At 62.2% G+C, this 18100-nt stretch carries 15 protein-coding genes; 3 read left to right on the top strand and 12 right to left on the bottom strand.

The features are described from left to right. Window positions 1–115: 115 nt before the first annotated feature. The 6 genes from DW870_RS06555 to DW870_RS06530 form a co-directional block, all read right to left on the bottom strand. Window positions 116–1522: a polysaccharide deacetylase family protein gene (locus DW870_RS06555; protein WP_233547400.1), complete on the bottom strand. Its 1407-nt coding sequence runs from the start codon at window positions 1520–1522 to the stop codon at window positions 116–118. Between the two features lie 72 nt (window positions 1523–1594). After that, complete coding sequence (locus tag DW870_RS06550; RefSeq protein WP_117640511.1) at window positions 1595–2350, bottom strand: PRC-barrel domain containing protein; 756 nt, start codon at window positions 2348–2350, stop codon at window positions 1595–1597. Beyond that, window positions 2350–2739 carry a YtxH domain-containing protein gene (locus tag DW870_RS06545; RefSeq protein ID WP_117630034.1) on the bottom strand — a complete coding sequence of 130 codons (390 nt, stop codon included), beginning with the start codon at window positions 2737–2739 and terminating at the stop codon, window positions 2350–2352. Before DW870_RS06545 ends, DW870_RS06550 begins: the two co-directional genes overlap by 1 nt. Window positions 2740–2875: 136 nt before the next feature. After that, window positions 2876–3709, bottom strand: a complete 834-nt coding sequence (locus DW870_RS09495; RefSeq protein ID WP_233547399.1) for a hypothetical protein — start codon at window positions 3707–3709, stop codon at window positions 2876–2878. Between the two features lie 24 nt (window positions 3710–3733). Further along, the gene (locus tag DW870_RS06535) at window positions 3734–5107 is read right to left on the bottom strand and encodes a hemolysin family protein (RefSeq protein WP_117848357.1); all 1374 of its coding nucleotides are present in this window, start codon (window positions 5105–5107) and stop codon (window positions 3734–3736) included. Window positions 5108–5215: 108 nt separating this feature from the next. Further along, window positions 5216–5899, bottom strand: coding sequence for a hemolysin III family protein (locus DW870_RS06530; protein WP_199573625.1), 684 nt, complete (start codon window positions 5897–5899; stop codon window positions 5216–5218). 186 nt (window positions 5900–6085) lie between these two features. On the opposite strand from DW870_RS06530, the gene DW870_RS06525 reads away from it, so the two are divergent. Continuing rightward, window positions 6086–7051, top strand: coding sequence for an alpha/beta hydrolase (locus DW870_RS06525; protein ID WP_117877254.1), 966 nt, complete (start codon window positions 6086–6088; stop codon window positions 7049–7051). Between the two features lie 251 nt (window positions 7052–7302). Here DW870_RS06525 and DW870_RS06520 read toward each other — a convergent pair whose 3' ends face one another. The 6 genes from DW870_RS06520 to DW870_RS06495 all read right to left on the bottom strand — a co-directional run bounded on the left by DW870_RS06520 (window position 7303) and on the right by DW870_RS06495 (window position 15667). Next, window positions 7303–8508 (bottom strand): DUF362 domain-containing protein, encoded by a 1206-nt coding sequence (locus tag DW870_RS06520; protein ID WP_117877252.1) that lies wholly within the window; start codon window positions 8506–8508, stop codon window positions 7303–7305. A gap of 152 nt (window positions 8509–8660) precedes the next feature. Continuing rightward, window positions 8661–11327 carry an ABC transporter permease gene (locus tag DW870_RS06515; protein ID WP_117877251.1) on the bottom strand — a complete coding sequence of 889 codons (2667 nt, stop codon included), beginning with the start codon at window positions 11325–11327 and terminating at the stop codon, window positions 8661–8663. 8 nt (window positions 11328–11335) lie between these two features. Next, window positions 11336–12049, bottom strand: a complete 714-nt coding sequence (locus DW870_RS06510) for an ABC transporter ATP-binding protein (RefSeq protein WP_117877249.1) — start codon at window positions 12047–12049, stop codon at window positions 11336–11338. Between the two features lie 290 nt (window positions 12050–12339). Next, entirely contained in the window at window positions 12340–13545 is a 1206-nt protein-coding gene (locus DW870_RS06505) for an ABC transporter permease (protein ID WP_117877247.1), read from the bottom strand. Next, a complete protein-coding gene (locus tag DW870_RS06500; protein WP_117790724.1) occupies window positions 13532–14719 on the bottom strand; it encodes an ABC transporter permease in 1188 nt (395 codons plus the stop codon). The genes DW870_RS06505 and DW870_RS06500 overlap by 14 nt, the downstream gene beginning before the upstream one ends. Before the next feature lie 9 nt (window positions 14720–14728). Further along, window positions 14729–15667: an ABC transporter ATP-binding protein gene (locus tag DW870_RS06495; protein WP_117630027.1), complete on the bottom strand. Its 939-nt coding sequence runs from the start codon at window positions 15665–15667 to the stop codon at window positions 14729–14731. Between the two features lie 211 nt (window positions 15668–15878). On the opposite strand from DW870_RS06495, the gene DW870_RS06490 reads away from it, so the two are divergent. Beyond that, window positions 15879–17024 (top strand): sensor histidine kinase, encoded by a 1146-nt coding sequence (locus DW870_RS06490; RefSeq protein WP_158549351.1) that lies wholly within the window; start codon window positions 15879–15881, stop codon window positions 17022–17024. After that, window positions 17021–17650: a response regulator transcription factor gene (locus tag DW870_RS06485; RefSeq protein WP_117877245.1), complete on the top strand. Its 630-nt coding sequence runs from the start codon at window positions 17021–17023 to the stop codon at window positions 17648–17650. Before DW870_RS06490 ends, DW870_RS06485 begins: the two co-directional genes overlap by 4 nt. The last annotated feature ends 450 nt before the right edge of the window (window positions 17651–18100 follow it).

Raw genomic sequence — 18100 nt, 5'->3', positions numbered from 1 at the left:
GCTAGCTGCGGAAACGCGGGGCCCGTTCAGGCTGTTGCGTTGAGATTGAAAATCAACCAGGCATACCAAACACTGACGTATCCGTGACATAGTCATTGGGGACGTTCTTACATGACTAGTCCGTGGTGTCGTCGTCCTCGGGAAGTTGGGGGAACACAGCGTTTTTGGGCATGGAAACCTTGGTGAGCGAGGTGAGCTTTTTGCTCAATGCCGTGTCCGTCTTGACCAGGTCGCTGAGCGTCACGATCTTGTAGCCGTCGGCGACAAGGCCATCGATAATCTGCGGCAGCGCCTCGAGCGTCTGCTCGGCGCACTCATCGCTATCGGTGAGCAGCACAATATTGCCCGGCGTCACCGAGTCGAGCACGGTCGATACTTGCTCGTCAGCGCCGTTGAGCAGCCAGTCGCCCGAATCGATATTCCACGAAACCACGGCGGACACCAGGTCCATCGAATCGATCCAGTTTTGCTCGTCAAACGCGGCGTAGGGGGCACGCAGCAACATCGTCTCGACGCCGGTCGCCGACTTAATCGCCTCGGTGCCCTTCGTGATCTGCTTGCGCACCGTCTCGCGATCCTCGCCCTTGAGCGAATCATCGCTGTAGCTGTTGGAGCCGATCTCGCACCCGGCATCGACAATCGCTTTGGCAGTAGCGGGCGAGGCTTCCGCGGCATCGCCCGAAAGGAAGAACGTCGCCGTGACGCCCTTTTCCTTGAGCACCTGCAAGATCTGCTTGGTCGCACTACTCGGACCCTCGTCAAATGTCAGGGCCACGTACTTTTCGTTGCCCTTGGGCGCTACGCTTGCGCACTCGACTACGCAGTCGGTGGCGGGCACGACCTCGCCGCGGTCCTGCGTCTTGCCCGACTGCTCGCCGACCCATACCTCGGAGCGGCCCTGAACACCCCAGGCTTTGACATACTCAATGGCACCCGTGCCCTCGACCTTAAGCTTTGGCTCGATAACCGTTGCCTGGACCTCGTGCTTCTCGTACGTGTCGCGGCCGTCTTTGACCGTCACCTTCTCGCCGCCCGTAAGCTCGTGGCTTTTCCACTTGCTCTGCTTCACGCGCTTGCCGTCCACCTTTACCGACAGCTTTTCGCCGCCATGGCGGGTAAGCACGCTATCGTCGACGGCCAGCAAATCGCCGGCGTCGAAGGTATCAGTCAGTTCCTGATCGTCGATGAGATTTTGCAACGTAGAGCCAACGCGCACCGCGGTCTGCTGACCGTTGAGGACGACATCCACGCTGCGGTTAACGTAGCCCACGACGGCAGCGATAAACAGTACGAGCGCGCAGCCCACGGCGATGAGCGCGTAGGGCAGGCGAGACGGGCGACGGGGCGTGCGGTTGTTGCCGATGCGGGCGCTGCGGTCGCTAAACCCGCGGCTATGGTTGAGATACATCGCGCCGGGCTTACGGCGGCGCTTGCGCTGACCGCCGGGCAGCTGCCCCAGGTCGCGGCGCGCCGTCGGGCGCGCACCCGAGTGCCCGTGTGAATAGGATCCGTTTTGGCGCATGTGCCCTCCCCCATAAACACAGCAAGCCGGAGCAACAGGTCTCCGGCTTGCCTCCCATCATGTGGTACGTCGCTATTTACTAGCTTTTGACGAGCCCCCGCTCGCCTTTTGATATTCGTCCTTAAAGGCCTTGAACATACCGCGCGTCTTGCCGAGCTGCTTGCCCAGTGCACGACTGCCCTTGTCCACGGCGACCGATCCCTTGTCATCGAGCACCTTGGCGCCCTTCTTGACCTTATCGCCTACCACGACACTGGCCTCGGCAGCCTTGGCGGCCGCGCCGCCCGAATACCCGAGCGCCTTGACCTCGTCCGAGACAATCATCGCGCCGTTCTCGTAGCCGCGCAGCATCGTCGGCGGCACCTGCGTGTCGCCCACCAACACGCTCGAAGCGGCACCGGCGGTCACGTAGAACATCTGCACAATACCCGAGCGCGGCTTGAACTCAACGTCCGAGCAGTAGCCCACGACATCGCCCGATTCCGTGCGCACGTCCATGCCGACCCAGATGATGCAATCGTCCAGGTTGATATCGAGGCGCTTGGCCGCGGCGGCATCGTAGGTGCCCTTGACGTCGTCGACCGCGACAGCACCCTCATAGACGCCGATGGCATCGAGCGCCACAAAGCGGTCGGGACGCTCGATCATACCCGCGATATCGGACTGGCGGACCATAAAGCCCACCACGCGCGTGCCGCCCGGGGTAAAGACGGGAAAGTGAATCTTGCCGAGCTTTTTAGGGCTGCGCGGCGTGCCGTCCTTTTTGGTGCGCTTGTCTTCGGCAGGTTTGCGATAAACCTTGACGCCGACAAAATCCCCTGCGCGCATTATGCCTCGGTCGAGGGCTCCGTGGCCTCGGTGTCGGCCTCAGCGACGTTCTCGACCACGACGTCAGCAGCGGGCGTCACGTTGCCGCCCGAGATGGCGTCGTTGAGCTGCTCGCGAAGCTGGTCCATGCGCTCGCGGGCCAGGTCGACCTTGGCGCGCAGGTCATCGGTCTTGGCGTCGACCATCGGACCAAAGTCGTTGACCGCGGCACGAGCCTCCTCGGCACTGTGCTCGTAGGTGTCACGCATGTTGTCCCAGGCATCGTTGGCGATATCGGCGGCCATGGCGCGGGTCTCGGCACCCGAGCGCGGGGCCAGAGCAACGCCGATGATAGCGCCGGCGGCAGCACCAAAGAGCGCACCGGAGACAAAGCTGAAAGTCTTTCCCATGATCATTCCTCTCCTGCGGGCACCTCGATGCCCACCGTTTGAATGCTGTCCATTATACCCGCAGCGCAACACTTGCCGTCACGCTCATCTGCGTACGGTAAAGGCGCAGGTACATGATGGTGATAAGCGAGTGAGCCTACTCCTGAGGCGCAACCGGCATGGCCACCGTGGCGGCCGGGTCTTCGCCGGCGCCATCGACGAGCGGCAGGCTGCCCTCGTGCGCCGAGCCGGACGGAGCCGTTGCCGCACCGCCAAAGACGGCCGCGGAGGCCTCGTGGTTCTCGACGACCGCGCCCTCGGTATCGATTGGCATCTGCGGCTCGTCGTCAAAGCTCGGGACGCCTTGGGGCTCCGCAGACTCGGGCTCAGCAGGCGCCTCGGCAACGGGCTCAGCGCCGGCGTCGGCAGGAGCGTCGTCCTCGGACGCATCCTCGGCCACGTCCTCGCCGTTCGCGACGGCGACGGCCTCGTGCGGATCTTTGCCCTCGGCCTCGGCACGCATGCCCAGCACCAGGTTGCGCAGACCCGCGACCGTGCCTTCCACGTCGGGGGCCGGCTGATCGGCGTGCAGGTACGCCCAGTCCATCATAAAGGTCGCCGACGACAGCGCGCCAATGGCCAGCGCGTCGTCGGGACACGAAAGCTCGACCTCAAAGACACGCTCGTCATGCTCGCTCACGCGCGTGCGACCGCACGAGATGCTGCCGGCAAGACCGGTCTCGTTCATGAGCTCGACCGTCACGTGCTCCAGCAGGTGGCAAAGCTCGGTCTGGCCCATGCAGTCCTGGAACTCGCGACCGGAATCGCCCAGGCACAGATGCTTGGCAATCGCGGGCACCAGGTAGTACACGCGCGCCGTGGCCTCGATGTCCTCCGAGGTCATGAGCGGCATGCCGGGGTTCACCAGCACATGCGCGCAGATCTTGTCCTCGCTGACGGTGACCTTAAGGATGTTGAACAGGCCTGCCATAACTCTCCCCTACTCGTCCTTGCCCTACTCGTCGCCATCGTGCGGATCCACAGAGCCCGCACCCGACGCCGCCGGCTTCTCTGCCGAAGACTCGGAATCCTTCTTATCGGTTTCGGCCGGAGCGATCACGCGAATGAGCGAGATACGCTGGCCACGCATCGACTGTACCTTGAACTTGTACCCTGCGACCTCAAACACCTCTCCGATGTCGGGCACCGAGTCGCAAAGCTCCAAAATCCAGCCGGCGATGGTCTCATAATCATCGCTTTCCTCGAGCGGCCAACCAAGCTCAATCGCGTCATCGCACGAAAAACGCCCATCGACGAGCCACTCACGGCGCGAGAGGCGCGTGAGGTACTTGTTGTCGGGATCGAACTCGTCCTCGATCTCGCCGACGATCTCCTCGACGATGTCCTCGATGGTGATGATGCCGGCCGTGCCGCCGTACTCGTCCACGACGACCACAATCTGGTCGTGCGAAGTCTGCATCTCGGACAGCAGCGGCAGGATGTCCTTGGTGTCGGGCACAAAGGTGGCATCGCGCAAAAAGCCAGCGATGGGCTGGTCGCCCTTGCCGTCGAGCGCGGGCTGGATCAGGTCCTTGATGTGCGCGATGCCCGCGACGTTGTCGGGATCCTCGTGATAGACGGGGATGCGGCTGAAGCCGGTCTGGCGCATGGTGGACAACACGTCGGCGACCGTCTCGTCGTCCTCGCACATGGTGGTGTCCACGCGCGGCACCATGACCTCGCGGGCAACGGTGTCGCCCAGGTCGAAGATCTCGTGGATCATGCGCTTTTCCTCGTCGAGCAGGTCGTCCTGCTCCGAGACCATGTACTTGATTTCTTCCTCCGAGACGTTCTGGCGGTCATCGGCGCTCTTGATGCGCAGGATGCGGGCCAGGCCGTCGGAGCAGGCACCGGTCAGCCACACGAGCGGGCGGGCGATCTTTTGGAACACGGAGAGCGGTCCCACGACCTGTTTGGATACGCCCTCGGCGTTAGCAAGGCCGATGCGCTTGGGCACGAGCTCGCCGATCACGATGGACACAAAGGCGACCGCGACGGTGATGATGACCGGCGCCAGGCCGCGCGCGATGGCGGAAAGCGGCGCGATGCCAAAGCTCATGAGCCATGTGGCGAGCGGGTCGGACAGGCTCGTCGAGGCGACGGCGGACGAGGCGAAGCCCACGAGCGTGATGGCGACCTGAATGGTGGCGAGCAGCTGGTCGGAATCGGCGGCAAGCTGGACGGCGCGCTCGGCGCGCTTATCGCCCTCCTCGGCATCGTGTTCCAACACGGCGCGCTTAGCCGTGGTGAGAGCCATCTCGGACATGGAGAAGTAGCCGTTGATAAGCGTTAAAACGAGCGTGGTAATAAGGGAGATGGTTATGTCCATCGGGAGTTTCTCGAACCTCCAAGATTCGGGACGTTGGGTAGTAAGCGTAGGTGACGGATAGGGCAATTGCGCCGGTTGCCCGTGCGAGCGGGGCCGTGGGCGTGGTCGCTAGATTACGAAGAGGATCACCGCCATGAACTGGAAGATGCTGCCGGCGAGCACCCACAAGTGGAAAACACTGTGCAGATAGCGCACGTTTTTGGCGATATAGAACGGCACGCCCACGGTATAGCACACGCCGCCAACGGCGAGCAGGGCAAGTGCCACGGGGTTGAGCAGCGACACGAGCTCGGGCAGCTTAAAGACGACGAGCCAGCCCATCAGCAGATAGACCAGGCCGCTTACCCAGTGCGGCTGACGCTCGCGCAAAAAGCACTCGAGTGCGATGCCGATGATGGCGATGGCCCACACGGCAAAGAACAGCATAGGGCCGCCGTCGTTTGCGAGCGTGATGAGGCAAAACGGCGTATAGCTGCCGGCTATGAGCAGGTAGATGCAGCTGTGGTCGATGATGCGAAACACGCGCTTGGCGCGCGCGGGCTGAATCGCGTGATAGAGCGTGGAGGCCAAGTATTCGAGGATGATACTGACGCCATAGACAATCGCCGCGGCCATGTGGGCCGGGCCTCCGCCGCGCAGGGCAGCGAATACGATCAGGAGCACCAGGCCCGCGATACCCAGCAGGCAGCCGACACCATGGGTGACGGAGTTCATGATCTCCTCGCCCACCGTGTAGTGTGGAACGGCCGCGGTCTTGGGTCGCGGCTTAGAACTGTCGCTCGAATCGGACATGCCGGTTACATCCTCCAATGTAAAGAGTTCTCAACACTATATCAAAGCGTCTGGGTACGTGCGAAATTTGCACCATACGTGTCCCTTTGTTTACCCATTCTTTGCTTGTTGACGCATCAACGGCGAACATCCATAATGCGCTTGTTTTAAATGTTGATGTATTAACATCTATAAGGAGAACCGTAAATGCCTCAAAGCGCACACCCCCATCGGAAGCTCAAGATAGCCGGCGTTGTTGCGTTGGTGCTCGTCGTCGCGCTGCTTGGATTTGCCGGCAACTTTTTGTTTGACTTTGCCCTGAACCCCCAAGCGCCGTACACCATGAAGATGATGCAGGATAGCAAGAACGACAAAGAAGGTGAACAGCCGGATGCCGAGGACACCGAGGCGCGGGCATGGTTTAAGGAAAACCGCAAGAGCAGCAGCCTCACCGCAGACGACGGGACCGAGCTTGCCGCTTGGTATTTTGCCGCCCCGGAGAGCACGCACGATTACGCTATCTGCCTGCACGGATACACCGACGAGCCCATCGGTATGGCCCGATACGTCAAGCGCTTCCACGACCGCGGCATGAACGTACTCGCACCCGCCGCCCGCGCCCACGAGCGCTCCGGCGGCGACTATATCGGCATGGGCTGGCCCGAGCGCCTCGACATCGTCGCATGGATCGAGCAAATCGTTCAGGCTGACCCCGAGGCGCGCATCCTGGTCTTTGGTGAGTCGATGGGTGCGGCAACCGCTATGAACGTCGCGGGGGAATCTCTGCCCGCAAACGTGAAATGCATTATCGAGGACTGTGGTTATACGAGTGTTTGGGACGAGTTTTCCCTACAGCTCAAGGACGTGTTCGGCCTGCCCAGCTTCCCCTTGCTCGATGTGGCGAACCTGGTGTGCAGGGTGCGCGCGGGCTACGACTTTCATAAGGCGAGCAGCGTGGAGCAGCTTAAACACGCGACGGTCCCCATGCTCTTTATCCATGGCGATCAAGATACCTTTGTGCCGTACAGTATGCTCGACCAAAACTACGACGCGTGCGCCAGCAAGGTCAAGCAAAAGCTCACCATCCATGGCGCCACCCACGCCAAGAGTGCGCAAGTTGACCCCGAGCTCTACTGGAATACGGTCGACGACTTCCTCGGAAAGATTTTTTAGGCAAAAAGCAACGTCCGGGGCTTTATCTGACCCCCTATTTTCGGAAGTATGCGGCAAAATCTGGAACTGCCGACCAGACCGCAGTTTTATCAACAATTTATCAGGGGTTTTGTTGCCAAAAAACGTCGTGCGCTCGGCGGTCTCGAAATTTGCCGCATACTTCCGGAAAGCCGCCCGCGAGCGCTGTGCTCGCGGGCGGCTTTTGCTCGACTTACGCCACAAAGGCACTTGATATGTTCAATAGCTAGGCGCTATTTGACCTCGATGAGCTCATACTTGCTCGTGCCCAGGCCGATCTTCTCGGCGTGTGCGATGCAGGAGCGCCAGTCGGTGTCGGGATGCGTGATGCAGAAGGGATCCTTGGCCTGCTCGCCCTCCAAATGCTCGTGGTTATGCTCCATCTTGGCCGCGCTGTCGGTAAGCTCGGTGTTAGGCAGCGGCTCGGATGCCATGACGGCATCGGCGCAGGCCTGGTCGATGGCGACCGGGTCGAAGCTCGCGAACATGCCGATGTCGTTGACGATGGGCGTGTCATTCTCGGGATGGCAGTCGCAGTTGGGGCTGATGTCCATGGCGAGCGAGATATGGAAGCTGGGGCGATCCTGGACAACGGCCTTCGTATACTCGGCGATCTTGTAGTTGAGTACGTCGGCCGCGGCGTCATAGTCGGGCTTGATGCAGTCCTGGTTGCACGCCGCAATGCAGCGTCCGCAGCCCACGCAGCGATCGTGGTCGATGGTAGCCACGTGAACCGTGCGGGTGCTGCCGTTGGCAAGCTCGCGCTCACGCGTACCGTCAAACGTGATGGCGCTGTGCGCGCAAATCTTCTCGCAGGCACGGCAACCTACGCAGTTGGTAGTATCGACGCTCGGCTTGCCGGCGGCATGCTGCTCCATCTTGCCGGCACGGCTGCCGCCTCCCATGCCCAGGTTCTTCATGGCGCCGCCAAAGCCGGCCTGCTCATGGCCCTTAAAGTGGGTGAGGCTGATCACGATGTCGGCGTCCATGAGCGCCTGGCCGATCTTGGCCTCGTGCACGTATTCGCCGCCCTCGACCGGGACGAGTGCCTCGTCGGTACCCTTGAGGCCGTCGGCGATGATGACCTGGCAGCCCGTGGCGTACGGAGTAAAGCCGTTCTGGTAGGCGGTGTCGATGTGCTCGAGCGCGTTTTTGCGGCTGCCCACATAGAGCGTGTTGCAGTCGGTGAGGAAGGGCTTGCCGCCCAGCTCCTTCACCACGTCCGCGACGGCGCGGGCGTAGTTGGGGCGCAAAAAGCTCAGGTTGCCCCGCTCGCCAAAGTGGATCTTGATGGCGACGAACTTATTCTCGAAGTCGATCTGCTCGATACCTGCGCGACGAATGAGGCGCTTGAGCTTGTCGAGCTGGCTCTCGCGAGCATGCGTGCGCAGGTTGGTGAAGTACACCTTAGCGGGTGCTGCGGGTGCAGTTGCGGTCATAGTTATATCCCCTCGGTCTATATGGCGTTACAGACATAGAGGATGGTACCCGTTAAAGTAGGGTCGAAGTCAAGCACAGCCACTCATTGGGGACAGACTTAAATGAGTGCTTGCCGCCCGGCCGGCGAATCGGCAAAGACTGTCCCCGATGACTACTCCTGCACCTTGAGGGCTTCGGCCAGGCTGACGCGCTTGATGGAGCGCGTGTGTAGCAGCGCCACGACCAGGTAGGTCGCAAAGCCGATGCCGACGCATGCAGCCATGGACCAAGCGGGCACGTAGATCTCGATATTGCCGTTGTAGGCGAGCAGCATCGAGCGGAAAATCGCGGTCAGCGAGCCAATGATCACGGGCAGGCTCAGCACGAGTGACACCGCCACGCACAGCGTGATCGAGCGGATGTACAGATGCGAGATCTCACTATCGCGATAGCCAAAGACTTTCATGTAGCTGATCGAACGGGCGCTGTGGTCGATCACCGCTTTGGTCAGCAGGTACATAAACAGCAGGAAGATAAACACCGCGAGCCCGACCATCATGCCGATCATTTTGCTCATCATGCCGATGAACTGGTCACCCACGGCGCGCATGTCGTCGGGCGTGGTGTCGCCGGCAAAGTAGCGCGCGTCGAGGTCGAGCTTCTCGTCGCTCACATAGCCGTTAAAGTAGGCGGCGTCGTTGTCGAACAGCTCGTTAAAGTCGTCGATACTCATATAGATGTTCATGTCCGACTTGGAGCCCCAGGCACAGTCCTTGCCCGCGTACTCAAAGGAATAATGCTCACCCTCGTACTTGTCGCTGAGCGTGACCTTCTGGCCCTCGCTCCAGCCAAACTTATCGAGCAGACCGCCGCCAAAGACGACGCGGCCATCGCCGATGTTGAGGCCCTTCCAGTAGCGCGAATCGGACGAGATGCCGTAGACAGAAATCGTCTCCTCGCCATTGCCGTCGCCACGGTCGTACTGCAGCTGGTGAACGGCATATTTCTCGGCCTGCGCGATTGCGCCCGCGCCGTTGTCGGTCGTATTGACCGGGTGGATATCGTCGTTGTCAGTGTCGATCTTAGAGGCCTTGTCGATCAGATCGATGGCCTCATCGCGGTTGCAGCCGAGGGCATCGGCAAGATCGTCAAGGCGCGCGTAGAGCGCATCCTTCTTGTCCTGGACCTTGGCAAGCGCATCCTGCGCTGCGGTCAGGCTCTCGGCAGACGGAGATGCGGTCGCGGCATCGGCTGCCGTCTGCGCCGCATCGGCCGCGCCGTCAAGCTCGTCATCGGCATCCTGGGCGGCAGAAAGCAGCGCGCCGTCAACCGACTGCAAGCGCTCGAGTGCCGACCACTGCTCGCGCTCCTCGGTAGTGCCCTCGAGCTCCAGCGGCGCCTTGAGTGTGTACTGATGCTCGGCGACCAGGCTCGTCTCGAGGTTGTCGGCGTAGTGCGTCATCGTGGGCAAAATCGCCAGGCCAAAGAGCAGCAGCAGCGAGGCGAATGCAATGCCCACGAAGAGCGTGGCGAAGTTGCCCAGGTTGCGCAGGAAGACGCGCAGGCGGAAGCGCGAGACAAAGCCCATGCACTCCGGCAGCTGCAGGCCGCGCTTGGTGCCCGATTTGCCGCTCGCCTCGTGACGAAGGAACTGCAACGGCGTCTTGCCCATCTTGCGAAGCAGGCCCACCAGCGTGATGAGGATGAGCGCAGCGGCGGGGACCACGGCACACTTCACGAAGATCTCCCAGCTCCAGTACACCTGGAAGGGCGGCAGGCTGTACGAGCCGTAGTAGAGACCGCGCATGGGCTCGGTAAAGAACGCAACGCCGAGCGCGGTTCCCAAAAGTGCCGCGAGCACGCCCACGATGGCGGGAAGTGCCAGGTAATGCAGCACGATCTCGCGACGGCGATAGCCGCTGGCGAGCAGCGTGCCGATAATGGCGCTCTCCTCCTCGATGGTGGCGTCGGTAAGGACCACAAAGACAAACGCCATGATCACGATGATAATGTCGAGCAGCGTCATCCACATCATGGAGTCGCCGTCGACGTCGTCGCGCGCATAGCCAATGCCCTGATTGGAATCGGCATCGATCAGATCGTCCACGCGCGCATCGGCATCGGCCAGCGCCTCGACCATATCCTGCTCCGTATCGATGCGATCCGCGGTGGGGAGGTCGCGATCGGTAAAGGTAAAGGAGTAGGTGTAGGCAGGCGCGCCGCCGGCGTCCTCAAGCGCGGCAAAGCCGGCGTCGGTGACCTCGGCCACGCCGTACGTGATGGTGTTCACCGTAAAGTCCGAATTGTCGAGGAACAACGCCTGGCTATCGGGCTGGGTCATGATGCCGCAGATGGTGTAGGTGCGGCCCTCAAGCTCGACCTTATCGCCCACGGCGAGGTCGTTGTTGGTGGCGAAGACACGGTCGATTGCCACCTCATCGTCCGTCTTGGGCTGCCTGCCTTCGCAGTAGGACGCAATGTCAACCTTGGTGCGATGCGCGTAGGTGCGCAGGGTGCGCTTGGTGCCGTCGTCGCCAGCCGCCTTTTTGATGATGGCGTCGATAGAGAAGTTCTTGTAGAACGTAACGCCGCCGACGTCGCCGGCTGCATCCTCGGCGGCCTTGAGCTGGTCTTTGGTAGCCTCGAAGGAGGTGGTCACGCGGCCGTCCTCGATCGTGTAGTCTTCGCGCATGTCATCAATGAGGCAGCCGATGGAATGCGCCGCGAGCAAAAAGCCCGAGGTAAGGGCGATGCTTCCGCACATAAGCAAAAAGATGCCCAGGTACTTGCCGATATTGCGGCGCAGCTCGCGCGGGAGACGTTTTGCGAGAGGTGTCATGGCGTCGCCTACCAATCGAGATCGGCGGCCGCAACGGGTGACTCGTTGAGCTCGTCCTCGACGATGCGGCCGTCGCGCAGGCGCAGCACGCGATTTGCCATGCGCGCGATGGCGGCATTGTGGGTGACAATGATGATGGTGCAGCCGTAGGTGCGGTTGACATCCTCCATGAGCCGCAAGATTTCCTTGGATGTCTTGTAGTCGAGCGCGCCCGTGGGCTCATCGCACAGCAGCAGGCCCGGATTTTTGACGAGCGCACGGCCGATGGCGCAGCGCTGCTGCTGGCCACCTGAGACCTGGCGCGGAAACTTGTTGCGGTGCTCGTAGAGGCCCAGCGAGCGCAGCAGATCGTCGACATTGAGCGGGTTTTTGGACAGGTGCGCCGTGACCTCGATGTTTTCCTTGATGGTAAGGTCGGGCACCAGGTTGTAGAACTGGAAGACAAAGCCCAGCTCGCGGCGTCGGTACTCGCCCAGATCGGCGGGCTTGAGCGCCGTGAGATCGCAGCCGTCCACCATGATGGAGCCGCCGTCGGCATCCTCCAAGCCGCCGATCAGGTTGAGAAAGGTCGACTTGCCCGAGCCCGAGGGCCCCAGCATGACGCAGATCTCGCCGCGGTTGATGGACGTGTCGATGCCGTCGAGTACCGTCAGGCGCGCATCGCCGTCGCCGTAGTGTTTCTTGAGTCCGTTGACCTGGACGTAGGCACGCTTTGTCGCCATGCTATCCCCCGTTGTTAGCCTTCTGCTACTTTTCTAGGCTAATAGTAAACCCGGGCGAACTATTTTTAAGCGACGTGCACGGCTTTTTTCCAACCTACTCATTGGGGACAGACTTAAATGAGTGAAATCGCTCATTTAAGTCTGTCCCCAATGAGTGCCGGCAGGAAAGGAACGTCCCCAAGTGCCGACATATTGGGACAGTCCTTGCCAGCCCGACCAGCGGCCCGGCGAATCGACAAAGACTGTCCCCAATGACTGGTCATTTAAGAACGTCCCCAATGACTAGGTGGCTAGGCGTGGGATTTGTTGTGGGCGAGGGCCAGGCCTACGGCGGCGATGGCGGCGGCGAAGAGCACCGTGACGCCCAGATCGCAGGCGATGTCGCCCAGCACGGTGGACGTCAGGTCCGCGGCGAGCGCCTTGCCGATCGCGTCGTTCACCCAATACGTCGGCACAAAGTGCGCCACCGTCTGCACGGCCGAGCCCATGAGCGACAGCGGCATCCAGGCGCCGCCCAAAAACGTCATGAGCATGCCGAGCAGGTTGCCCACACCGTTGAGCAGCTCCTCGCGCGCGCCCAGGCTCGACAGCGTAAAGCCAACAGCCAGCGGCGTGCACGCCAGGGCAAACGTTGCCGCCAGCGCCAGGCACACGCGACCCACGCCGACCTCGGCAACCGCGCTGGCAAAGCCCACGACGCCCATCATGCTCGACACGAGCCAGATGCAGACGGTGAGCACGGCGGCGGCCGCGAACACAGCGAGCGAACGCTGGCGCTCAGAGACCGGGCTGGCATCCATGCGGCGCACGCGCTCGGGCTCGTTCATGCCCGAGAACACCAGTCCCACCGACACGATGACCGACGAGATGATCGCGTACGCGCCAAAGTTGAAGTACGACTCGAGCGTGGTAGCAGCAGTCGAGTCGACCTTGACCTGCTCGATCTGGACCTCCGCGCGCTTTGCGGCCGCGTGCTCGGCGGCCCTTGCGACGTCGCCGTTGGAGGCAGCGGGCTCTAGTGCGGCCGCAGCGCCCGCGAGCGAGATCCACCGCGAGGCCTCGGCAGACGAAAGCGCTGCCGCCATGGTGCCGGAGCCGTACGTCACGTCGAGTTTGGGCAGGGCCTCCCCCGCGCGGGCGGCTGCAACAAGATCGTCCTCAAACCCCTCCGGGATAAAGAACACGCAATCGGCGCTGCCCTTGGCGCTGTTGCTCTTGGCGAGCGCATCCGCAAGGTCGTACGTGTCGTCGCCGACGCCCGTGACCAGGTCAAAGCGTGAGCCCAGGTGCTTGGTAAGTGCCCGCGAAAGGTCGCTATTGTCGCGGTCGACCACGATCACGTTGGTGTCGTAGGGCTTGTACTCGGTAAGCTGCGACGAGTTCCAGCTCACCGAAGCCGCGATGAATACGCCCATGAGCGAGATGAACACCGTATAGATGAGCAGGTTGAACGGGTGCGCCAGCGCCATGCGAAGCGCGGTCTTAAAGGTGCTCATAGCGGCTCCTTCCAAAGATCAGCGTAGCGGCGGCGACAAACACCAGGGCCATCAGGACGAGCGCGCCGGCGCGAACGACAAAGGGACCCAGATCCTCAAAGAAATACAGGCGGTTGAACATATCGCAGATGAGCTTGACGGGGTTGAGCCAGCACTCGGCCGGACAGGCGCGGGCAACATCGTCGGCAAGCGCCATCGCCGGCTCGCCGTAGAGTCCGGCGAACAGGGCGCACGTGGTGGCAAAGCCCGTGAGGATACCCGATTTGGACGCCTTGCCGCCCTTAACGGGAAGCGTCCCCACAAAAAGCCCCAGGCCCGTGGCAGCAAGCGCAGATGCGGTGCCGCCCGCCAGGCACAGCCCCTCGCGCCCGCCAAAGTCGATGCCGACCACCAGGCGCACGTAGCCGATCGCGATCGCCATCGAGGCAAATGAGACCAGCCACGAGCCGACAAAAATGCCGGCCAGCGACGCCGTCTTGGAGACGCCGCCCACGCAGCGGCGCGCGCCGAGGCCGGACAGATTGGGCTGCAGATCGACGACGGCCAGGGCCGCAAACTCGGAAGACATCATCGCGACCAGGCCAAAGAGCGCGTAATAGTAGATGGTCGTACCGTCGGGCGTGGTGCGCGTAAGGCTCACGCGGCGAGTGCCGCCCTTAAGCGACAGGGCGCGCGCAACCGCCTCCGGGTCGGCGAGCGCCGCCGGGTTGTCCTGGGCAATCTGGCGCATGAGCTCGGCATTTTGCGTATACGAGCTCGCCACCGTCTCCAGGATGCTGCGGTCGGTGAGCACCGTACTGGCGCGCGAGCTATCGTAGCTCGAAAGCAACGTAAGCTTGGGCGCGCCCGCGTCGTCGACCGTGTAGACGCCCGCAACCTCGCCGGACTTGAGCGCATGGTTCGCCTCGGCCGCGTCGTCGCACTCGTGGATCTTAAGCAGCTGGTCGTCGCCCTCCTTGGCAAGCGACGTCGCCACGTCCTTAAAGGTCGAAGCGTCCCAGGCCTCGTCGGCGACAACGGCTACCGGCACCGGATCGACCTTGCCGTCGGAGCTGAGGTTCGCAAACATAAACATGAACATCGTGGAAAGCGCAATGGGAAAGAGCGCGCCCCAGACCCATGTGCTCGGCCGGCGCAGCAGCGTCTTGACCGTGATAATGATGGTGTTGATCATGGCTGCCCCCTAGTCGCGTAGCTCGCGGCCGGTGATCTCGAGGAACACGTCGTTGAGGGTCGGCGGCTCGCTCCACACGCGACCGAGTGCCACGTCGGCGGCGCGCAGCGTGTCAAGGATGTCGACCAGATTATGTGGGCTCGCCTCGCAGGTGCAGATGAGCTCGCCGCCGGACAGCTCAACCGAAAGCACGTGCTCCAGAGCGCGCAGCCGCTCGACCGTGGCGGGCTCGACGGCGCCGACCTCGACGGTCACGCGCTCGCCCATCTGAATCATGCGCTTGAGCTCGTCGTTGGTGCCCTGCGCCAGCACGCGGCCGCCGTCCATGATCATGATGCGGCTGCAGATCTGCTCGACCTCCTCCATGTAATGGCTGGTATACACCACCGTGGCGCCCTCGTCGCGCAGGCGGCAGATGCCCTCCAGAATGGCGTTGCGGCTCTGCGGATCGACTGCCACTGTGGGCTCGTCAAAGAAGATGAGCTCGGGCTTGTGCGCGATGCCGCAGGCAATGTTGAGACGGCGTGCCAAGCCGCCCGAGAGCTTTCCGGGGCGAAACTTGGTAAAGTCGCCCAAGCCGACAAAGTCGATCGCCTCGTCCACCAGCGCGCGGCGGCGCTTGCGGTCGTTGACGTAGAGGCTGCAGAAATAGTCGATGTTTTCGCGCACGGTGAGCTCGTCAAACACCGCCACCTGCTGTGGCACCACGCCGACGCGACGCTTAAGGTCGTAGCGGGTGGGCGTCATGGGCTCGCCGAACAGCTCGATGGTGCCCTTGTCGTAAGCGAGCAGCTGCAGGATGCAGTTGATGGACGTGGTCTTGCCCGAGCCGTTGGGGCCCAGCAGGCCAAAGATCTCGCCAGGGGCAATACTCAGGTTAAAGTGGTCGAGCGCGATAAGATCGTCGTAGCGCTTGACGAGGTTTTCGACGTGGACGATATCTGTCATGAGGCGGCCCTTCTGTTGGTCGTGGCCCGGTACGATTGCATCATCGCAGGAGAGGACGGCGCGCACCAGTGAGCTTTGTCACGAGTGCGAGGGGGCAGAGGCGAAACCCCCGCTCGCGCGAGCGATCGACGCCGCTTTGCCGCGCGGGAGGAATGTCACGGTTGCCCCGGGCGGCGCCTCCCCCGCGCGCAGCATCGCGTACAATACCCGTATGAACAGGCTTTTCGACAAATCGATTGTGCTGGCGTGCTGTATTGCGGCCGCCATGGGTCTTGCCGTGGACGCTCGTCTGGTTGTGGCGTTTTGCCTTGGCGTTATGGCCACCTCGGCGTCGGAAGTCGCACGAGAAGAACACGCCCATCGCGCGAGCGAGGCCGCGAGCTACGCTTACATCATCGCTGCCGTCTTCGTGCCGCCATTTATGCCGTTCGCACCCCTTGCCTTCTATGACATCGCGCGACGCGTGCGCCGTGAACGCATCTGGCCCGCGCTGGCGATTGGCGCCGTGTTTGTCTGCGCGCTTGTCGCGGACCTTCGTGGCGGCGTGCTCACCACCCGAACGCTGTTGCTAACCGCCATCCTTTCGATCGCTGCCACGTTGCTGTCGCTGCGCACCGCGCAGCTGGAGCGCGAACAGGATCGCATGCGTCGCACCCGCGACAAGCTGCAAGAACGCGCCCTGGTACTCGAGGCACGCAACCGCGACCTCGCCGACCGCCAGGACTACGAAGTCGAGCTCGCAACGCTCGCCGAACGCGCCCGCATCGCGCGCGAGATCCACGATAACGTGGGCCACCAGCTCACGCGCGCTTCGCTCCAAACCGAAGCCTTGCGCGTGGTCCACGCCAACGAGCCCGGCGTCGCCGCCGATTTCGCCGATGTCAAACGCACGGTTGACGAGGCGCTCCAGCTCGTGCGCGCCAGCGTCCACGCGCTCAACGACAATGCAACCAACCTCTCCGTGCAGCTCGAGCGCATCGTTGAAGGCGTACGCTCGGACAGCGGCCCACAGATTGAGCTTGAAGTTTTGGCCGAGCATGCGCCCGCCAACGTCGCCAACTGCTTTGCGGCGGTCCTGCGCGAGGCGCTCTCCAACACCATGCGCCACGCTTGCGCCCAGACCGTCACCGCACGATGCATGGAGCATCCGTCGTTTTACCAGCTCATCGTTACCGACGATGGCGTGGGCGGGGTCCAAGCAATCGGCCGTGGCGCCGCGGAGGGCATGGGGCTCGCCTCCATGCGCGAGCGCATCGAGGCGCTTGGCGGCACCTTCACCGCCGGTCCGCGCGCCGGCGCCGGCGGCTGGCGCGTGTTTGCCACCGTTCCCAAACAGCAAGGAGATGAGGACCGATGAGGCTCATAGTTGTCGATGACGACCACTTGGTAGTCGATTCACTCAAGATTATCCTAGGCGCCCAGCCGCAGATCGAGGTGGTGGGTACCGGCGCCAATGGCGACGACGCGGTCGCGCTCTACGCTGAGCACACGCCCGACATCGCGCTGCTCGACATTCAGATGCCGGGGCGCGACGGACTTTCGGCGGCACGCGAGATCCTTGAGCGCGACCCTGCGGCGCGCGTGGTGTTTCTGACGACATTCTCGGATGACGAGTACATTGTGTCGGCGCTTAAACTGGGCGCCCGCGGCTATCTGATCAAAACCGATGTCTCCGCCATTCCACCGGCGTTGGCGCAGGTCATGGACGGTAAACGCGTGCTCGAGGGCAAGGCGATCGAGGACATCGATTTTGACGGGACAGGCGCCGATGCCAGCACGCCTCGCCGACCCGCCGCCTTTGCCAGCCTGACCGACCGTGAGTTCGAAGTCGCCGAGCTCATCGCCCGCGGCCTCGATAACAAGGAGATTGCCGCCGCCGCTTACATGGGCGAAGGCACCGTACGCAACCACATCAGCTCGATCCTTGCCAAAATGGGCCTACGCAACCGCACGCAGATCGCCATCGCCTACCTGCGAGGGTAATTGCCCAACAACCGACCACCCCGGCATAGCAAAATGGCTGCTATCGATTTAATGCCATTTCAAAACTATGCCGGTTTACTACGATGAATCGCCCACCTTCGACCACGGCAAATTGCACGCTTCCAAAACCGCAGGTAGAACGCTTGCGATATTTAGAAAAATGCAGTCATGGTCGGGAATGTCGAGTTCATCGTAGTAAACCGGCATAGTTTTGTTCGGGCGGCCCTGCGCGAGTGCCTCCGCAAGCCTTGCGAGACCAAAATGATCTGCTTTCTTCCGCCCGCGGAGAGCGGCTGACGGCCCCCGCCACGAAATGGGCCCATCTACTACGTTTGACCCGATACCCCTGACCATAGCCGCGTTTCATGAAAAATCGCAGGCGTTCTACCTGCGGTTTTCATTTCACATTACTTGCCGTGGTCGAGGGCTGCCGCCTAAACATAGTAGATG

Source organism: Collinsella sp. AM38-1BH (assembly GCF_003467545.1).
In the GTDB taxonomy this organism is placed as follows: Bacteria; Actinomycetota; Coriobacteriia; order Coriobacteriales; family Coriobacteriaceae; genus Collinsella.
Note: the sequence above shows the minus strand (reverse complement) of the source record. Positions and strands in the feature narration are given on the sequence as shown.